Source organism: Sphingobacterium sp. UBA5670 (genome assembly GCF_002420705.1).
In the GTDB taxonomy this organism is placed as follows: domain Bacteria; phylum Bacteroidota; class Bacteroidia; order Sphingobacteriales; family Sphingobacteriaceae; genus Sphingobacterium.
The window spans coordinates 547,593-567,792 of record NZ_DIIM01000005.1 but is presented as its reverse complement, the minus strand read 5'-3'; the positions used below and the strand labels follow the sequence as shown (position 1 = coordinate 567,792).

Genomic DNA, 20,200 nt, shown 5'->3' with positions numbered 1-20,200 from the left:
TGAATTGGGCTATTTTGCACCCGATTGAATTCGGATAATGGTTAACGAATAAGACGGCAATTGTTGTTTTTTTAGTTTTTCGACGGCCATGGTCTTTTCTTCAGGTTTTGCCGTTGTACTTTCCAGTTTTCCTGTCAACTGAGAAACAAGGGCCGTATCAGCTTTCAGATTAAGCTGATCTAATTCCAATTCGATGTTGATGGCAACAGGTAAGATATTAACCAGTTTTACAATGAGCGATTGATCTGTCGAATCTTTAACAATAGAAAATGCCACACGCTTCTGTACCTCACCGGCAGCATTAGAATAAACTGCTTCTACCGGAATATATTCTGTTCCGTTATTACGCCCAAATAATTGCTGCACATAATAGGATGGTGTTAAATTTACATCGGTATTGGAGAAATAAATAAGATCGGGACGCCATTGTGTATAGCCATCTTTGGCTAACAGTGGCGCATAAGAGGCCATCTTAACGACATCACCATTTCTTTCCAATGCTGTGAGATATGCCGCTTCAGCCAATGCCACTTCCAAGGTACTCGCACGTCCATGAATATGAGCAGCATATTCGCCCAAATACACCTGTGCTTTACTCCGATCATATTTATCATAGAAATCTTGATTATGAATAAACCAGCCTGGTGTCTGATAGTAGTGTTCGTCCATAATAGGTACGTTCAATTTATTAGCGATTTTCCAGCCCTCTACATAGTCGGTTCCTTCAAAAAATGGCCCTGCGGTTCCAATAACTTGTATTTCGGGATATTTTGCACGGATAGCATTGTAAATCATGGTAAAACGTTCCTCGAAAACATTCGATATTAAATCTTCGTTACCTACACCAATATATTTTAAATGAAATGGTTCGGGGTGCCCCGCTGCTGCACGTACCTTTCCCCAGGTACTATTTTTATCCCCATTGGCCCATTCAATCAGATTAAGTACTTCCTGGATATAGTCATCCATATCCTCCATTGGAATACCACATTGTTGTCCGCCCAATGGATGACCATGAGCGCCCGAATTTTGACAGGGTACCCCAGCCGCCACTACCGGGACAGCATAAGCACCTATATCTTCACAAAATTGAAAATACTCATAATATCCTAAACCAACAGTTTGGTGATATCCCCACATATTTCGTTGTGGCACACGGCTTTCTAAAGGCCCTACAGTATTGGACCAATGGTAGATATTTTCGATACCATCGCCATGTGTTAAACAGCCCCCCGGAAAACGGACAAAACGTGGATTCAAAGCCGCAATAGCCTCGGCCAGATCCTTCCGTAATCCATTCTTACGTCCTTTAAATGTATGCTGAGGGAATAAGGAAATCAGATCCAAATCCAATTGTTGTCGATCTGTAAATACAAATTCCAATACGGCATCCTTACAGGTTGCATTGGCTGTCAATACCAATTGATATTTTTTCCAGTTTTTACTGTCAACAATTAAGGATTTCTCATCGAGAACCTTTCCGTCTTTTGTACTTATCCGGATTTTTAGTTGACGCCCTTTAATTGCAGCGCCCCGTCCAAAAAATGAAAGATCATAGCGTTCGTTCTTATTCAAGGCAATCCCATCGTAGCCTCTATTTCTTAGAATACCTTCACCTTGCAGCCTGGCATAATGTTTATTATTTGGATGAATGGGATTTATACTGTCAACATGAAATTGTCCCGAGCCATCCATACTCCAAGCTGTTTTCTCGTTCCAATTTTTGTCATGCCCTTGTTTATCGCTCAATTTATATTCAAAATCTCTATTTTGAATCAATTCCGCATATAGACCTCCGTCTGCGGCATAATTAATATCTTCAAAAAACACGCCCACCAACATATCACTGATAGACTTACTATGGCCTATATTCGGTGTCAGTTTAACATCCAATGGTTTGAGACCCGGGAAACGGACCTCATCGTCAACACTTCGTTCGGACCATTGCTTTTGCTTAAGCAATGCGAGATCATAATGTTTGATTAATTCTTTAATAACAGACCATGAAACTTTCAGCTTTGTTCCATGTAAACTTTCGCCATTCATGGAAATATTCTCACGGCCCAACAAACTGTTTTTTACAAGCGCCTCTGTTGATTTATCCAAATCTTTTAATGAGACATAATAATCTTGCCGGCCCCAATTAAAAAAATCAGTGGTAAAGGTATATGCATAGGAACCATTACTTTCAGGACTTAATTGCCACGCACAGGACCAACCGCCACTATTTCGAGGAAACAATACAGGATTTATCATCCGTTTTTCTGATCCCCAACGACCATAATCTGACTTTACAAAGGCAAGATCTGTCCCGATGGAATTCCATTGTTTTCCGTCCAAACTCCAGGCATATAATAGCCCCTCTCTACCAGCATTCTTTTCTTTTGCATAAGCAAAAAAATAGGCCGAATCTGGTTCAGAAATCGTGCTGCTATAGGCATATGCAGGCGTACTGAAAATCCAAAATAGACAAAAAAAGCAAATTGCTTTTACAAGAAAAAAAGAGCAGGCTCTTAATGTGAATATAGCTCGTTCCATTGGTTATAATTAATCAGAAATATTTATAAATGTAAAAATTACAATTATAAAACACAAATGCATAATCAAAGAGTAAACTGTCATTGATATGTTACGTTTATTTATCCTTAAAAACTTCCAATGAGCGGTTTGTATCAAGTTATGCTTGTGAATGGTTTTATGTTGATTGCCTATAATCAGTGGTATCTATGATACAATTTTATTAAATATGCTGGCATCCACTGTCCTGTAGTATCATGGTTAGCAGATTCTTCTTCGCGCTGTCCTGATAAGGTCGTAAATAATTATCTGTATTTTACAACCTTGTCGACCAGAAACACAAAGTTTGTGAGCAAGCTTTTAAGATTTTGAGTTGAAAGCTCAAATTGAACAAACTATTCATGCATAAAAAAGGCCGAACAAATCTCTCGTTCGGCCCTCACATTATATCAATACAAAACTAATTGCCATCTGGTTTTACAACGCTATTAATTAGACTTGGTGGCCAATACCAAGATTTAAAATCGTCTGGCTGCTGTGGATCAAAGCCTTGAAAATCGACGATATGTCCCGCAATCGCCAATTGATTTTCTTTAATTCCAGTTAGTACCATCTTTGCAATTTCATAAGCACCGTAAGGATTAAAATGGGTATTATCAGCCAGTGCATTTTCCTGATTTAGGAAAGTATGCGCAGGATAGTGGACAAATGCCTGTTTGGATCCCTCAACTCCTAGTGCCATATAAAATAAACTTGTTTTCTTATTGAGATCTATCAAGGGGACTTGAAGTTCTGCCGCAACTTTACGAGCTGCATCAGGAAAGTCACCTAAAGTATGAACCAAATGTCCTTGTTCATCAAATGAACGTCGTGCTGTCGAAGTTAGAATTACCGGAATACCACCTTTCGCTCGAAATTCACGAACAAAATAACGCAATCGCTCACTGTATCCTTTATATGCACCTGCATTTTCTCCCTTTTCTTTTTGATCATTGTGCCCAAATTCGATAAATAAATAGTCTCCTGGTTTGGTGACAGAGAGAATTTTTTCCAATCTTTTTGAGGACAAAAACGAACTTAATGCTAAGCCAGATTCAGCATGATTAGCAATGGCTACACCTGCATCAAAAAAACGCGGGATCATTTGTCCCCAGGACGCCCAGGGCTCATCTTCTTGATTCACTACTGTGGAATTTCCTGCTAAGAATACCGTTGGAACATTGCTTATCGATTCAATACGAATCGCCGAAATACAATTTGTTTGTTGAAACTCCAAAGTCAGCTTATCATCCCAGTCCAACTTTTGCAACTCCCGCGGTTTCTTCAGCCCAACCCTTCCCCCGGAAGCAATCTTTGGATCCTTAATATGTACAACAAAAGTCCTATTTACGGATCTATTTGGCACAACTTCCTGATTTTCTACCTGTAATCTCCTTGATTCTGACCGTACTGTACTATAATAGGGTTTATCTTTTAAGCCACGATAAGTGATCGTAATTTTATAATTTCCTTCAGGAACTTTTACAGAGAAATAAAATGGTTTGTCACTTAACAGCATTTTATTCTTTTGATCAATAGTCACGTTCTTTTCCGTTGAAAACGCAAATCCATACCCCTGCGTGTCGCTATAAGCCTGTGCTTCTCTTAAAGAAATTGCAGTCTGGTCTTTTTTAACATCACCAAAGCGAAATTCCCAAACAATCTGTTCGGCAAATAAAATATGGCTACAGAGCTGTATAAAAAATCCAATCGTTAAGATTAATCTCTTCATCTTTAAGTTCTATTAATTTAGGACACTCAAATATAATTTTTCAAATTGATCAGACCACCCTGCGCTTTCCTGTCCTTTAAAAATACAAAGTACGCTATCAACAGTTCAGGACAGCCGAACCATTAAAATTTAACACTTTTACATATCATATAATAATTGGTATAATTATTCATAATTTTAGGTTTTTAATAAAGGTTTCCTTACTCCCGTTTGGAAACCTTTTATCTTATAAGTCCCAACGAGGTCTATATAATCCATCAAAAAAACAGGCCAGACAACAAGTTGCCTGACCTCTCACGATAACTAATAAAAAAAACTAGATTCTTATTTACACAAACTCTATTTTATACCTGCGGTTGCTGTTTGGTCCTAAAATAGCGCAACTCAATGATATCATTTGGCATTGCCTGCGTATTCCAGTGATCATGGATGACCAATGCAGCCCCCAATGCCGTAGCCTGGGCCATTGATGCTCCAAAAACTTCACTATTTGGAAAGGCTTGTGCCAATAACGTCATATAAATAACATTACGGCTAAAACCACCATCTACAAATATGCGTTGCACGCCCTTATTCTTTAAGACTAAAGAGGTCGCTTTTACCTGTGCTTTTACCAAATGCATCATGAAAACATGATAAGCTTCGGTATAATCATTAAAATGACTCAAATCAATGGATGAAAAAGCTGACAACTCATCCGAAATATCTAATGCTTGGTATTTTTCAATGATATTCCATTGCAAACCAATCTGTTTGAACCTGCCGGTTGAGACCTGAAAGAAATTTGCAATTCGTTTCACTTGTTCTTCATGCTCGTAGCCGGCAAATAGCCGCGAAGCTTTAACAGGTTTCCCTGTGTAAGTCATGTATTGCAGACAATCTTCATTCAGTTCATCTTTTGTCAATGGATCATCATTAAATGGATTGAATGAAATACACCAAGTCCCCGTTGAGATTAATATAAAGGGTTCATGAAAATTCAGTAAGTAAGGAATCAAAGCCGAAGAGCTGTCATGTAAACCGCTCCCTACAAGATAACCACTTCCAGGAAACGTTGCCCTGAACAACTGATCTCCTTGCATAATAGGCGCCATTTTTTGGATGATACCTGTATCATGCACCCATTGATGGTAATTATTTTGCTTAAAATCCCAAAGTGCAGTATGACAGCCTATACTTGTCATATCAGAATATGCTTGACCTGAAATCAGATAACTCAAATATTGTGGTAAATGTAGCGCCCACTTCACTTCCTTAAATATAGCTGGTTTAAGTTTTGACAAGCGGTAGACCTGTAGTCCTGAATTCAGACTCCCCAAGCTTGGAGAGGAGGTTTCTAATGCGAATTTATCCTTTCCACCATATTGTGCATAAAAAGATTCCAGCAATTTTTTAGGGTATTCTTTTAAATAATTATATAATGGCGTCAAAGGTCTACCATCTTTATCAATATAGACAAAACTTGCTCCATATGACGTGAAATTAATCGCTTTGATTTCAAACTCACCTTTTCGAAACACTTCATGCAACGAGTCAAAAACTGACAGACGTAAACTCTCCAAATTCTCACAATGATCGCCATCTTCATCTACAGTTTCCAAAAAACGAGCCGACCGTTCAAATACGATTTGGTACTGCTCGTTAAAGAGAAATAATTTCTTGTTCGTCTTCCCAACGTCGAATATGGCGACTACTGGTATTGGTTTCCCCTTCATTCTTTTTTCCCTAATTACAAACCTGTAGCTACAGAATTTACTCCGCGTTCCTCGATAAGTTTATTCCGTAAATTTTCTTCGTTGAATAATTGAACTGGATTTAAGGCCGCGCCGCTTCTCAGTCTTGCTTCTGCAACAAGCGGTCTAACATCGGTACGAAACGCATCCTGCAGGATTTCCTGTGCTTTGACGATATCGTTTGCTTGCTGTGCTTGTTTTAATGCTTCACGATCGACTAATAAAGCTTGTGCATACGCAATCTTTATTGCCTCAACAGATTGTAGAAGGTCTACCAATGGATCTTTCAGATTATGAGAGGCATCAATCATCCACCCTAGTCCGCTCGCATGGTCAATACCCTTTACATCCATACCGTCTATCAATTCATTGAAGATCAAGAACAATTGATATGGTTTGATACTTCCAGCTGTCAGATCGTCGTCAGCATACTTGCTATCATTGAAATGGAATCCACCTAGTTTTCCTTCCATCAACAATAAAGAAACAATTTGTTCAATATTTGCATTTGGCAAATGGTGTCCCAAATCAACCAATGTATATGCTTTGGGTCCTAGTTTATTTGCTAACAAAAGGGATTGTCCCCAGTCACCAATTGTCATGGAGTAGAAATAGGGTTCAAATGCTTTGTACTCAACAAAGAGTTTCCAATCTTCCGGCAGGTGCTTGTATACTTCTTGTAAACTTGATAACGTATTTTGGAAAGCTTCTCTAAAATTCAATTGCCCAGGAAAAGATGATCCATCGGCCAACCAAACGGTCAAAGCTTTAGAACCCACAGCTTTGCCATAGTTAATAACTTCAATATTATGATCCACCGCTTGCTGACGAACTTTTGGATCGACATGGTGCAATGAACCAAACTTATAACTGTGCGCCTGTCCCGCCTGATCTTGAAAAGTATTAGAATTTACGGCATCAAATCCAATTTCCAGGGAGGATGCCAATGTTTTAATTTTTTCCGCATCTGAAGGAATATCCCAAGGGATGTGCAAAGAAATTGCTCCGCTTGATTTGTTCAGTGCATGCAGCAACCCAACATCTTCGAGCTTTTGCTCTAAAGTGCCTGGTTCACCTGCACCAGAAAAACGGCCAAAGCGAGTTCCGCCCGTACCTAATGCCCAGCTTGGTATAGCAATTTGAAAATTTTGAAGTTTATTCAGAATTTCACCAACCTGTGGAACATCTGCCGAAACATAGTCAAACGACCTTTTATGCTTATCTTTTAATTGGTTATTGTGCTGATCTATAATTTTCTTATCTAGAATCATGATTTAATGGTTATCGTGTAAAAATGCTAGGTGTCGCGTACATTTTTCCCTTTCCGAACGCGACACCTAAGATATTAAAATTAGCGTACAAACGCCATAGCAACGCCACCATCAACGTTTAAAACGTTTCCAGTAGATTTATGCAATTGTCCGCCGACAAAAGCAAAACACGCGTTTGCAATGTCTTCTGGCAGGATGATCTGATTCAATAGCGTCCGTTTTGCATAGTAAGCAGGCAATTCGGCAACAGTGATGCCATAGGCTTTCGCACGACCTTCAGCCCATCCACCGGCCCAGATATTACTATCTGAAATAACTGCATCAGGGTTGACAACGTTTACACGTACTCCTGCCGGCCCTAGTTCTGCTGCACATAAACGACTTAAATGCAATTGTGCACCTTTTGCACTTCCGTATCCTGTATTGTTTGGACCGCTAACCAAGGCATTCTTGCTGACGATGTTGATGATATCGCCACCGATTGCCTGCCCTTTTAATATTGAAGTCGCTCCCTGAGTAACCAAGAACTGCCCCTTTACCAATACATCGTACAATAAATCCCAATCTTTCTCCGTATGATCTTCGATAGTTTTAGAAATCGATAGTCCAGCATTGTTTACAATAATATCAATACCGCCAAATGCTAAAGAAGCATCTTTCAAGGCATCCTTAATGGACTCGGCATTGGTTACATCGAGGATCGTAGCGATGACTGAATCTTTTCCAAACTCGGCAACAAATTCGGCTTTACTGGATTCCAATCGTTCCGTATTGATATCATTTAAGACAATAACAGCGCCTTCCTGAGCCATCTTCTTTGCGATCGCTTTCCCGATACCGCCACCGCTTCCAGTAACCAAAGCAATTTTTCCAGATAAAGCTTTTGGCTTTGGCATACGTTGAAGCTTAGCCTCTTCCAATAACCAATATTCAATATCGAATGCTTCCTGACGAGGTAAAGCAGTATATTCACTTACAGCTTCGGCTCCTTTCATTACATTGATTGCATTGGTATAGAATTCTGCCGCTACACGGGCCGTTTGTTTGTCTTTGGCAAAAGCAAACATACCAACACCTGGATACAAAACAATAACCGGGTTTTTGTCGCGTACAGCTGGACTGTTTTCATGTTTGCAGTTTTCGTAATATTGTGCATACATTTCACGGTACGCTTCAAACAATGGCGTCAATTTCGCTTTTAGCTCCTCCACGTTGTCCAAATCTTCTGATTTATCCAGATTCAATACCAACGGTTGAATTTTAGTTCTTAAGAAGTGGTCCGGACAGCTGGTACCAAGCGGGGCCAAACGTTCTAAATCATGTGAATTGATAAATTCCAATACACGCTCATCATCCGTGAAGTGTCCAATCATATGACGTTCACTGGAACAGAAACCCCTTAAAACAGGAGCGAGTTTGGCTGCCTGTGACGTTCTTTCCTCCTTGCTCAAGCTAGTTACTTTCTGCCCACCAAATACAGGTGCTTTTTTGCCATAGTTTTGCTCAAGATATTCCGCGCAAGCTTCGATTACATCCAAGGAATTGATATAACATTCGTATGCTGTATCGCCCCAAGTAAACAAGCCATGTGAGCCCAGCATGATACCACGGATACCTGGATTTTCTTCCAAGCAGGCACGCAATTGCAGCCCAAGATCGAATCCAGGACGTTGCCAATCAACCCAGCCTATGGTTCCATTAAACAATTCCTGTGTTATCTTTTTTCCATCTTTTGCCGCGGCAATCGCAATTGCAGCATCTGGATGTAAATGATCAATATGCTTAAATGGTAGGAACCCATGTAAAGGCGTATCGATAGAAGGGGCTTTTGACGCTAAATCATAGATACAATGGTTAAATAACTCAACCATTTCATCTTCATGTTCAAGACCACGATAAACATTTTCCAAATTGCGAAGACGTTGTAAATAAAGCGCCGCAAGACCTGATTTTTTCAATGTTCCAATATCTCCACCAGACCCTTTAATCCACATCACGTCAACTTCCTCGCCCGTCAAAGGATCTTTTTCCACAACTTTACAAGACGTATTACCACCGCCATAATTTGTGATTCTTAAATCTGCACCTAGAATATTTGAACGATATAACAACAAAGCTACCTCATCACCACGAAGTGCTTGAGCCTTCTGATCGTCCCATAAATAATTGACATGTTTGTACGTTTTCACTTCTTCTATATTTTGTTTTAATATTAATTTTCTAATGTTTTCGCAAATCCTACGATACAAATGGAAATGATGATTGTCACGATGCCAGCTATGATGGAACGGTAGGTAGGCCGATCTACTCCTTTCCATTCTTTGAGCGCAACACCCCAGGCATTTGATATCAAGATAATAAACGCCATATGCAATATCCAAGAACTGGCTCCGTTTCCAAGTCGGCTCTCTCCCATACCGTAAAAGAAAAATTGCAGATACCAGGTCGTTCCTGCTAAAGCACATAAAAGGAAATTCTTGGCTTTCGGTGTTTCTGATTTCGTATAATCCGAAAACGTTTTGTTTTTAATCAAGAGGTAAAGACACCATAGGAAATTGGTCGTAAAACCACCCCACAGGATCACGATATAGGTGACGTTATTTTGGTAAAGAAATTCGCCTTGATTAGGATTAACAGACTTCCACAATGTATTTGCAACATCAGCCATGGGCTTTCCTGCTTCAATACCGAAATTGAAACAAGCACTTAATATTCCTGAAACAATTGCCACAACGATCCCCAGCCCAAAATTATAATCGGATTTGCTTTCTGAGGATAATGAGGATAAGTGTTTTTCTTTTGAAACACCAGCTTTACCACAAAGATAGACACCAATCACACAGACCAAAAGTCCAAGAAGGATACAGATGCCAGATTGGGTGGTAAAAAAATAATCTATTCCATGTTTGCCCTCGGCCTTATTGAAAAAATAATAGATGCTGGGCATCAAAGAACCAAAGACCATGCTAAGCCCTAAAATGATGCTACTTCCCAACGAAACACCGAGGTAACGTACACCAAGCCCATATGTTAATCCACCTATCCCCCAAAGCAGCCCAAACAAAAATGTATAACCTAATATGGAGTTATCCGCGTTTTTAATAATCTCGACAAAATTGGGTATTGTTAACATCGCTGCTATAGGCGGAACAATAATCCACGAAAAAAGCCCCCCTAAAATCCACATGGATTCCCAGGACCATCCTTTTACTTTTTTGTACGGCACATAAAAACTTCCCGAGGCGAATCCGCCTATGAAATGAAATATAACTCCGAAAACTGCATTCATATAAACGTTATTTAGGTTCTTAGCAACTAAGTTAATTCTTTGGTTTTTTAGAACTGTTATGCACTGTTATGACCGACTCGATTTTTTGTACAAAAAAGTTAAAAGGGCTACCCATTCTTGTGGATAGCCCCGTTATTATTCTTTTTTGGCATCGTGTTTATTGGCCTCGAAGTCAAGCATTCAAGCTCCTAGGATGTTATATTCCAGCTCCAAATTTGATGCTTAAAATTCAATGATACGCCATGTTGTTTCGCTAACAATTTCAAATGGCTATTGCAATAGATTGACAATTGCAGCTTCCCTTTCTTTTGGAAAAACTTTTAGTTCCAATAATTTACCCTCTTTTAATCTGCCTTCGACCGTGGTCTGCCCAGGTGCATGCAACTTAAAATCCACATCCCAATCTTTGGGCCAGGCCGGAAAAAGGTAAATTTTATCATCCGCTACCTGCAAAAGCATTTCCTGTAAACCGATCATGCCCGAACCACCCCAGTTATGATCCGGAACCCAATCAAAGCCCGGCCCCCAAAAAGTCGGGAATCGCCGTTCCGCATTTTTGAGTTTCAAAATCGTCAATTGCTTCGCCTCGTCCGTTAATCCCAACCGTGCCGCAAAGATATTATGCTGCTTCCAGCCGATATGACTTTTGAATTTAAGCACATCGGGATCATATGTGTAGGTATTAATGGCAATATCTATATCGGGTTTACCAATACCGTAAATTCCCCAAGGATAGACGGGATAGAGCTGCGGCGATTCGGTGTTGTTGACCCGGGCCCACAGTTCCGCCGGAGCCAACATCTTCTTGCCCCCAAGTTCACGCTGCGGCAAAGGCGGGATTCTGTTCAAAAATCCCTGAAAATAACGACGCGATTCAGTATTGATATAGCCCTCAGGTAATGCCAACAATCCTTTAGTTACCTGCTGTAAAGCTGCAATTGTGCTAGCCGAATTATAGGCCATTTTATAGGTTTCCGCAGATGAACCCGGATATAAGACAAGGTGCCCGGCATCATCCAGCACTTTGCTACCCCGTTGACGTGCCCGGTATTGGTAATGCTCGTCAAAAAAACGTAGGCAGCTTTCTATCAGGGGTATATAAGTATGAATATCGAATTTATTATAACGTTCTGTCTCCAGCATCATCATGCAGAACTCCAGCACCGTATCCCATTCATATTCCAGCCATGCATTGTATTCTATGCCCTTATCAAAATCTTTTGGTCGTTTCCAATTGTATTCCGCCGGATTGGGTAAACCAAAATTTTCAATCTGCTCGGTAAAGCTTGCACCGGAATGCCCCCAATAAAATTTAGATCGCCATTCGGCATTCCCCAAAAGACGCTGGTAGAATTTAAACTGGGCCGGCAAGAGATCAAAATCGCCACTCTTTAATAATGGCCAGTAGACCAGGCGCTGATTTTGTGCCGTATGGGTACCTCCGCCCCAATTTCGAAAATCCGGTGTAAACATAAACGTACTGTCGATAGTAACAGGATCATAAGTGAATAAACCACCGTTAAATTTTGTCGGATAATCCCCATAGGCATTACAAGCTAACATAAACCGAAACAACTGATAGTTTCGGCCAACTTGCCAAGCTTCATTATTAGGATCTGTTAAGCCAGGCCGGATGACGATATGACTTCTATCCCAAAAAGCTTTCCACCAGGATTCTGTCGCTCGTTTGGGCGATACAAATGTAGCCTTGGGCATAGCCAGATTCTCCAGTGCTGTTTTCCAGTGTTGCAGGTTTGCTTGTTGCCCTACATGTAAAGTCACTTGAAGCGCATGATTGGTCTTTGCCACTTTACTTTTGAGTATCCAAGATTGGTACGGCGTATCCATATAAGTCCCTGCACGCTGGCCAACGTATTCAAAATCCTTACCTTTTAAAACACCACCTGAAATCCTGTTTTTCAATGGGTTGTACAACGAATCTTTAATGGTTGTCAGGCCTTGTTGATCGACGACAAGGTCAAACGCGGTAGTCACTTGATTTTGATGATAGAAAATAATATTGTTTGCTTCTGCCACAATCTGATCTTTATACGTCACCACCGGTTTTGGCGGTGCCCACTTCCAAGAATTCGAATTATTTTCCTTCTTCTTAGGAAACAGATCCTGAAAACGCCAGCTCTCGTAAGCTGCTTCCACTTTGATCTTCTGATTGGCACTTACTTCGAGATGTACATTCGGATTAAACACATCTACCCAAACCAGTACTTCGGCCTTGACGCCTTTGCTTTCGCCCCTCAGGACAATATGACCTTTGTCCAACTGCAATTCCTGATGGAATTTTCCATCGGCAAAGGGATTGGGATATAGATGGAGGCGAACGCGACCTAGCTTCAACAAGGTATTGTTCTCGTCAAATGCACCTGTCTTACCCAAGTACAAAAGTAATTCGCCATTTTCCACCCAAACATTCAGGCCAATATCTCCACCTCCTACAGGCATGGATTCAGATGAGTTTTTGCTCTGGGTTGTCCAAGAGACATTGTAGTCCTTCAAATTGAACTCCTGCGCCTCGACAGGGCTTAAGAAAGCAATTATCAGAATTAGAATACCTATAATACGTTTTTCAATCATCATTTCTTTTTACCAATCATCCGTACGGAAGGAGCTTAAGGGCAGGCCATTTGCACCGAACACCTCTCCGACGACGAAATCTTTAAATGCATAACGAACAGCCACCGGCTCCTCAACTTTGAGCGACGCGACAATAATGGTCTTTCCTTTCAAAACAGCATCTGCAGGATAAAAAACCTGATCTTTACCCGCAATTTCAAAAGTCTTTATTTCTTTACCATATGACGTCAGCCCCAGCGGAGCATCCTTAAAAGAAAGTATCGCTGTACTGCCTTTAATCTCTAATTTTTCATACAGGGGACTTTTGAGATTTAGTGTACTAAAACCGTAACTATCGTGTAACGCCAGGTAGGCCAACCGTTCACCACTTTGCTGTTTATGTGATGGGTGGATGCAATTCTGTTCGCCCAAATCCAAGGTAACAGCCATCCCAGAATACGGAATTTTATCCAATGATTTACGCTGTGCATCCCGTAAATAGGCCGAATTGTATTTTCCCCCTACATGATAAGGAGGCAATGAAGCGTAATCAAATGGCGCAATTTGCATAAAATAAAATGGAAGTTCATTATTTCCCCATAACGCACGGTACTTCTCGACCATCCGGGGGAATAAGACTTCATATTGATCTGGACGTTCGTAATTAGACTCACCTTGGTACCAAATGATACCACGAATGCCGTAACCGGCAATGGGATGGATCATACCATTGTATAACATAGTCGCAACACGGTTTTTGTCCTTCAAACCTTCCTCCTGTTTGGGGATCTTAAGATCTTTCTGATCCGCTAGCCAAGATGCCTCCATCCAGGCTTCGATATTTGAACCGCCATAGCTACTATGGATCAAACCGACAGGGACACCCAAAGTCTTGCGCAATTGCCGTCCAAAGTAATAGGCTGTTGCACTAAAACCGACTACTGACTGGGGCTCAGCTTTTTTCCAAACACTTGGTTTACTGTTAGCTGCGGGCTGTAACAGTGGATTTCGGGGGACAGTATAGATACGTAATTGATCGTCTTTGGAATTCATGATCGCTTCTGTACTACCCAAGATGGGTTGTCCTGGGTAGCCTTTCAAAGGCATTTCCATATTCGACTGGCCCGAACACAGCCAAACTTCACCGATTAAAATATCGTGCAGTTCAATCACATTTTTTTCTGAGATCTTGATCTGATAAGCTCCACCTGCTGCCGGTGTTTGCACTACAATTTTCCATTGGCCCAGCTTGTCCACTTTCGCTTGATATTTCTGCCCATTCCAGGAGGTCTGTAAAGTTACTGTTGTCTGGGGGTCTGCCCAGCCCCAAACAGGGACTTTACTTTTTTGCTGCAGCACCATTCCATCGGTAAAGAGCGCCGATAAACTTACATTCGCCTGGCTACTCAATTGGACCAACAGTAACACGATCGCAAAAAAACAAGTTTTCATCGTCATAAATTTATCGCTTTAAAAAACTGGCATCCAAACGCTCATATCACCAAATATACGGTTTCCCCAAGCAAAATAGGGTACTAGACGTACAGGGATAGTTTCAGGCTTTCCATCGGAAGTTTTACGGTATAGTGAATTCCATTTCGTGCTATTTGTACGATAGGCTTTTCCTTCCAGCAGGACAATATTCTGGCCCAGTATATTTTCATGTCTTGGCTCGAACTGTTCACCTTGTTTCATCTTCAGATCAAAGATATTGATATCCGCAGCCACATCCTGCTTTTCCAGACAATACACGATTGGTCCACGCATGACCGCAACCTGGTTACGCGTTTCTTCTACCAATGGATTTGACTCCATCAAAGAAACCTCCATCGGTAGTCTAATTTCGATACGATCACCTTTTTTAAGTGATCCTGCTAAAAGGGCATAGCCTTTCTCGATCGGTACTTCTACTTTTACCTTATTTTTCCATATTTCTGCCTTTCCAGCCCAACCCGGCACCCGTAGTTTCAACGTACAATCGGAAGGAAACTCTTTTAAGGTGAAGGTGGCGGCTCCTTCCCATGGATAGCTGGATTCTTGTACAATGTTGATATGTTTGCCTTGGTATGTTGTATTCAATTCATTTCCACCATACAGGTTGACCGTGACAGCCTCTTTGGATAGTCCGTAAGCATAGTTGGCTACTTCTGCAATCGTACGAACGATATTGGGTGGACAGCAGTTAGATAATGAGATATAAGGAACCCGCTTTTTCGACCAGCGCTGCTGGAATGGAAGATCGGAAGAGTAACTCAATGGATTGGTATACAAAAATTTGTCGCCATCCAAACTGATTCCCGACAGTACACTGTTATAGAGTGCCAGCTCCAATACATCGATGTATTTTGCTTCGCCCGTAAAATTAGCCATGCGCCAGTTCCACAACATATTGCCAATATTTGCACAGCTCTCATTGTGCGCAGTTAAGTTGGGCAATTGATAATCGCGCCCAAATGCCTGATGGATTTTCTGTACCTCGCTGGGATTATAGGAAGTTCCGTCGGGTGAGGTACCATCATACAGCGATCCCAGACCACCTGTAATGTACATCTTGTGCTTAGTGACATCATCCCAAATTTCAAAAAGACGATTGCTCAATGTCGTATCTGCAATCTCGGCACATAAATCTGCGACACCTGCATAAAGATAGCTTGCCCGTACGGCATGTCCTGTAGCCTTATGTTGCTGACGGAAAGGGATACGGTCTTGGTTGTCGTCTGTTCCGTCTTCTATTTCACCTTTAATTTCAATTAGATGCCTGGCCAATTCTAAATATTTCGGGTCTTTGGTCGTCCGATAAAGCTCGACCGTTCCCATATAATGGGAAGGACAAATAGCATTGCGCGCCAGGGTCGGATTGGATTTTTTATAAAATCCATACAGGTAGTCGGCTGCTTTGATTGCGATATCCAACAACTCACGTTGTCCGGTCGCCCGATAATGAATACATCCTGCAGTCATCAAATGCCCGATATTATAGGATTCAAAGCTCAGCCGATCTTGAAACTCGATATTTTGTCCCGATCGCTGCTGGTCAATTGTCGCCTTGGTATAAATATAGCCATCGGCACGTTGCGCTTTGCGGATAACGGGAATAACTTCATCCAGCATGTGAAGTAGCTTTTTATCTTTTGTCTGTGCATAAATTGCGCAGACAGCTTCCAATGTTTTGTAAAAATCGCCGTCATGAAAGGATGGTCCTGTATGTTCTCCTTTCTCCAAGCCAGCCGCAATTTCAAAATTCCGATAGGCGTGACTAATGGAAGCATCTGTATAAACGTGCCAGAGTTGTGGCACCATCTGCTCATAGCATGACTTTGTACGATCGGCCCAAAAACCTTTGGTCCATTGCACATCCCCCATATCGACCGCTTGCTGAACGGCATAAGGGCTTGCACCGGTATTTGTAATAGACTTTTCCTGGGCCTGGACCTGCCAGCCCGTCGCGAAGAAGAGCCCCAGGATCATTAGTTTGTGCTTGGTATTCATGATTTCTTTATTTTGCATCTAACCACAGTAAGTCAACTTTCCCTTGTAATCCGGAAGGTAATAAGCCTTTGAGGAACTTGTCTGACGCTGTTGTCTGTATTTTCTTTTCTACTGTTGTATTCTCTTTTTCATAAAGGAAACGGTTCCCCCATGTATTATAGACCTTGACCTGTACTTTATTATCACCTTGCCGGATAAAATCAGTTACATCGATCTGATAAGGTTTGGTCCAGACAACCCCGGCAGACTGTTCATTGACAAAAATTTCAGCCATGGATTCGATCTCCGAAAAATGCAAATAAGCACGCTGTTTTTTACCAATTTCATGAACACGCAACGTTGTCTCATAGCTTCCCGATCCAGCATGATATTTAATGTCATCGTCTGCACTGGCTGTCCAAAACTGAGGCTCTTGCTGTTTAATTGCTTGCTTGCCGGACAGCCCATCGGCCGTAAATGACCAGGGTCCTGTCAAAGCTGTTTTTCCAGAGTATTGATAGGTCGGTATATCGATTTTTTTATCGCTGGTCAATACAAAGCCAGATTGATAAGCATCAAACGATAGTTCAGCCACTGTCCTATCGTTGATCACTTTAAACGGTAAAACCGCTAGTTTGTCGCTTACAGGATCGTAACGGTAGGCATATTTTTCTTTTGTCCGTAAAGATAAAGTTGCGTTTTGCGCTAAACTATCTTGATTGGCTATAAAAAACAAATCACCACCATCGAAACGGCGATGGTTCCAGGAAATATGTGGATTGTGCCCTTCGTTGATCAGCACATCGGGAGCAATATTTAATGGACTAAAATCCTTGGCGTTATAGTTTCCCACAAGTACGCGCCCTTTGCCGAATTGCTTAACTTGTACTGTTGTATTTGTCAATGGTTTGAGGTCGCTGAATAAATCTGCGAGCAAAGCGCGATACTGTTGTGCTTTTTCGTCCGTCAGTTTGCCACGCCATGTCTGTGGGATATCTTGGAAGAGCACCGTAGCCCCCGCATGAACAAGTTTACACAAGCTTTCTAAGGTACGAAGGGAATATTGGCTGCCATTCGGATTCATCGCAGTTTTGCCTGGCATCACTAGAATAGAATAAGCAATATGATCCGCAAAAATCACCTTACCGTCTAGCACCCTAGTCTGGTTCCAAAGTGCATCGGGATTGAAGGAGTCGTAGGCATAGCCGCTTAGTGGATCGACCCAATCTTCGGGTCTATACATATTGGCTCCTGTGGTCACACCCGCAACTTTTTGTAAGGGTAGGCCGACATTGGCCAACAAAGAATCTGTCCGATGGACACGGCCATCACCGATAATACCAGGTAACACATCGACCAAAGCACTGGGGAGTACAGACCTTCGTGGAATCTCCTCACCAATAAACACAGCTATATCACGTACGGGTACCCCATATTGCAGTAGCTGTTGTGAACGGATTGCATAATTGACCCATTCCTTACTAGGTTTCCACCAGGTTTGATCGCGTTGAAAATAGGTGCCAATACCATCCATGGTCATGCCGGGTTTGCGGTCTATCCAGGGATTATGGACATACACATGGTAGACCAGGTTGTTGATCCCCAAGGCATAATTACGATCCTGAAGACTTTTCAGGAGCCGTGGATGTTCGTCCCATTGGGCCCGAATCTGGGTAAAGGCTTCGGACATAGTCACCTGTTTGCCATAAATATGGCTTCCGGAGATGGCATCCAAGATATCCGCAGGTTTATCGTGCGAAGGGCTTCTGAGCCAAAACTCACCCATTGGACGATCGGTTGAAGCAAAATGGGCTAGCCCGTCACCGACCATCACAGGAGCCGTGGCTTCGGCCGTAAATTCGACACCGTATTCATCCGCTTTCTGACGTAGTGTAGCATAGCCTTTCTCCTGCAACAGCTCACTGATGGTCTGTCTGTAATCTTGCAAAAAGGCTTCGGAATCTTCTACACTATTGACGAAACAACCCGCTAAAACTGGTAAATAGTCAGTCAGGTCATAACCCCGGCGTTTTAAAAACTCATCCGGAAAACTACGGGTCCAGTTTTGACTACCGCATTCCCAAGAATCAATATGAAATACCGTGAGGACTTCTTTAGATAACTGTGGATCCACATGCTTTTTGGCTGCTCCAAACCACTGATCAAATTGAAAAGCAACTGTAGTAGCGTCCAATTTATCACATTCCAGCCCCTTTCCAGCCCCAGCAGTTTCATTTTTATGACCTGTGGAAGTATGTCCAAGACGCAATATTTTCCACTTTCCTGCTGGTAATGTTAAGTCTACACGACCTGCTTGGTCTGGCCTAGGCAAACGGATAAGCTGCTGTTGTCCGAAAACAGCTTCCTTGGCAACAGCGCTTGGGTCGGATTTTTTCCCAACACGCCAGATCTCTCCTGTCTTGCCTTCGATCTGATTAACCTGCGCTTCTTCAAACAGACTGATTCCATTTAATTTTAGGGAAGGTTTCCATTTACCGGAATCAAGATCTTCGGCTCCCGGTTCACTTCCTGTAGGATCGTATACAAAGCGAAAATACTTTGCTTTGGTGTAGGGGATCAGATGTGTTACGCCATTATCCCAATCCAACCAGCCCATTCTTGGGGATTCTAATTGTGTAATCTTCCGAAAATTTAGGCCATCATCGCTGGCCCAAACTTGCAAACGGTTTGCTTGGTAATTGGATGCTGTCCATTCAATTTTCAATGAATTGCAAGGGAAAGGCTGCTCGAAAGCATATTGGATCCATCCTGCTGCAGCTGCTGCAAAATTTTGCTTGTTGCCTCTTTCAGCCAATCGTTTTAGATCTTCGCCATAGCTACTGGATACGTGGACCTTCTCCGTAAGGCTCTTTCGCGGCGAATGTGTCAGTGGCATTGCAAATAACGCAATATCCTCGTAATAGCCTTGTTGGGCTTGTGGTTGTGGCAACTGAATATTCCCCAACCGCTTCCCCTTGCTATCGATTATAGTATCGGCATACACGACTTTCTGCATCGACTTCTCGGGACTGATCCACGGTCCCCCCGCGGTTGCAAATCCATCATTGGGCAATAAAGCTATTTTTACTCCGTATTTTTTTGCTTCACGGACGATATATTTGAACATATCCCACCATGCTGGTGTCAACGTCTCTGTCGGCGGATCGAAAAGAGGCGGATTAGTTTTGCCCTTGATCGGTGCTAGATAGGCCCCTGCGATCTTATTTTCTGCCATCGCTTTCAGATCCGCAGTAATCCCTTCCTTGGAATAGCTGGCATGCATAAAGTACCAAAATACCCAAGGTTTTGCTCGTTCAAACGAATGTTGATCCAAAGGAACTAATTCCGTTGGAATACCTTTAATCTGCGCATTGCTGCTCAAACAGCCCAAAAGAAGACTTGTCCCTAATAGCAACTTAATCCTCGTCATATCTTATCTTGTTCTTTAAAGCTATCCAAAAAGGTTGGACAGCTTATTTCTTTCAATTTTGAATGTATCTCCCTTATCGCGTCATTTCAACTAGTCGACGCCTACAGGGGTTAACTTTACTTACTGGATATCTTCCTGCTAATCTTCATT

The 20,200-nt window shown here is 41.9% G+C and carries 10 protein-coding genes; all 10 read right to left on the bottom strand.

The features are described 5' to 3' along the window. Positions 1 to 9: 9 nt before the first annotated feature. Positions 10 to 2,538 carry an alpha-L-arabinofuranosidase C-terminal domain-containing protein gene (locus B3C94_RS07675; RefSeq protein WP_293901464.1) on the bottom strand — a complete coding sequence of 843 codons (2,529 nt, stop codon included), beginning with the start codon at positions 2,536 to 2,538 and terminating at the stop codon, positions 10 to 12. 439 nt (positions 2,539 to 2,977) lie between these two features. Next, positions 2,978 to 4,288, bottom strand: coding sequence for a rhamnogalacturonan acetylesterase (locus B3C94_RS07670; RefSeq protein WP_293901461.1), 1,311 nt, complete (start codon positions 4,286 to 4,288; stop codon positions 2,978 to 2,980). A 344-nt stretch (positions 4,289 to 4,632) separates the two neighbouring features. Further along, on the bottom strand, positions 4,633 to 6,003 hold the full coding sequence (locus tag B3C94_RS07665) for an FGGY-family carbohydrate kinase (protein ID WP_293901458.1): 1,371 nt from the start codon (positions 6,001 to 6,003) through the stop codon (positions 4,633 to 4,635). A 14-nt stretch (positions 6,004 to 6,017) separates the two neighbouring features. After that, on the bottom strand, positions 6,018 to 7,292 hold the full coding sequence (locus B3C94_RS07660) for a sugar isomerase (RefSeq protein WP_293901455.1): 1,275 nt from the start codon (positions 7,290 to 7,292) through the stop codon (positions 6,018 to 6,020). Between the two features lie 80 nt (positions 7,293 to 7,372). Further along, positions 7,373 to 9,481, bottom strand: coding sequence for a bifunctional aldolase/short-chain dehydrogenase (locus B3C94_RS07655; RefSeq protein WP_293901452.1), 2,109 nt, complete (start codon positions 9,479 to 9,481; stop codon positions 7,373 to 7,375). Positions 9,482 to 9,504: 23 nt separating this feature from the next. Further along, a complete protein-coding gene (rhaT, locus tag B3C94_RS07650; protein ID WP_293901449.1) occupies positions 9,505 to 10,581 on the bottom strand; it encodes an L-rhamnose/proton symporter RhaT in 1,077 nt (358 codons plus the stop codon). Between the two features lie 270 nt (positions 10,582 to 10,851). Continuing rightward, complete coding sequence (locus tag B3C94_RS07645) at positions 10,852 to 13,176, bottom strand: DUF5703 domain-containing protein (RefSeq protein WP_293901446.1); 2,325 nt, start codon at positions 13,174 to 13,176, stop codon at positions 10,852 to 10,854. Between the two features lie 6 nt (positions 13,177 to 13,182). Beyond that, positions 13,183 to 14,604: a sialate O-acetylesterase gene (locus tag B3C94_RS07640; RefSeq protein ID WP_293901443.1), complete on the bottom strand. Its 1,422-nt coding sequence runs from the start codon at positions 14,602 to 14,604 to the stop codon at positions 13,183 to 13,185. A gap of 18 nt (positions 14,605 to 14,622) precedes the next feature. After that, positions 14,623 to 16,641 carry an aceric acid hydrolase gene (locus B3C94_RS07635; RefSeq protein ID WP_293901440.1) on the bottom strand — a complete coding sequence of 673 codons (2,019 nt, stop codon included), beginning with the start codon at positions 16,639 to 16,641 and terminating at the stop codon, positions 14,623 to 14,625. A gap of 7 nt (positions 16,642 to 16,648) precedes the next feature. Beyond that, entirely contained in the window at positions 16,649 to 20,050 is a 3,402-nt protein-coding gene (locus B3C94_RS07630) for a glycosyl hydrolase (protein ID WP_293901437.1), read from the bottom strand. Positions 20,051 to 20,200: the final 150 nt, after the last annotated feature.

What these genes read in the sequence shown, in the direction of transcription:
- rhaT (WP_293901449.1), bottom strand. Translation starts at nt 10,581, where the DNA reads ATGAATGCAGTTTTCGGAGTTATATTTCATTTCATAGGCGGATTCGCC.
- B3C94_RS07660 (WP_293901455.1), bottom strand. Translation starts at nt 7,292, where the DNA reads ATGATTCTAGATAAGAAAATTATAGATCAGCACAATAACCAATTAAAA.
- B3C94_RS07675 (WP_293901464.1), bottom strand. Translation starts at nt 2,538, where the DNA reads ATGGAACGAGCTATATTCACATTAAGAGCCTGCTCTTTTTTTCTTGTA.
- B3C94_RS07640 (WP_293901443.1), bottom strand. Translation starts at nt 14,604, where the DNA reads ATGAAAACTTGTTTTTTTGCGATCGTGTTACTGTTGGTCCAATTGAGT.
- B3C94_RS07670 (WP_293901461.1), bottom strand. Translation starts at nt 4,288, where the DNA reads ATGAAGAGATTAATCTTAACGATTGGATTTTTTATACAGCTCTGTAGC.
- B3C94_RS07645 (WP_293901446.1), bottom strand. Translation starts at nt 13,176, where the DNA reads ATGATGATTGAAAAACGTATTATAGGTATTCTAATTCTGATAATTGCT.
- B3C94_RS07665 (WP_293901458.1), bottom strand. Translation starts at nt 6,003, where the DNA reads ATGAAGGGGAAACCAATACCAGTAGTCGCCATATTCGACGTTGGGAAG.
- B3C94_RS07630 (WP_293901437.1), bottom strand. Translation starts at nt 20,050, where the DNA reads ATGACGAGGATTAAGTTGCTATTAGGGACAAGTCTTCTTTTGGGCTGT.
- B3C94_RS07635 (WP_293901440.1), bottom strand. Translation starts at nt 16,641, where the DNA reads ATGAATACCAAGCACAAACTAATGATCCTGGGGCTCTTCTTCGCGACG.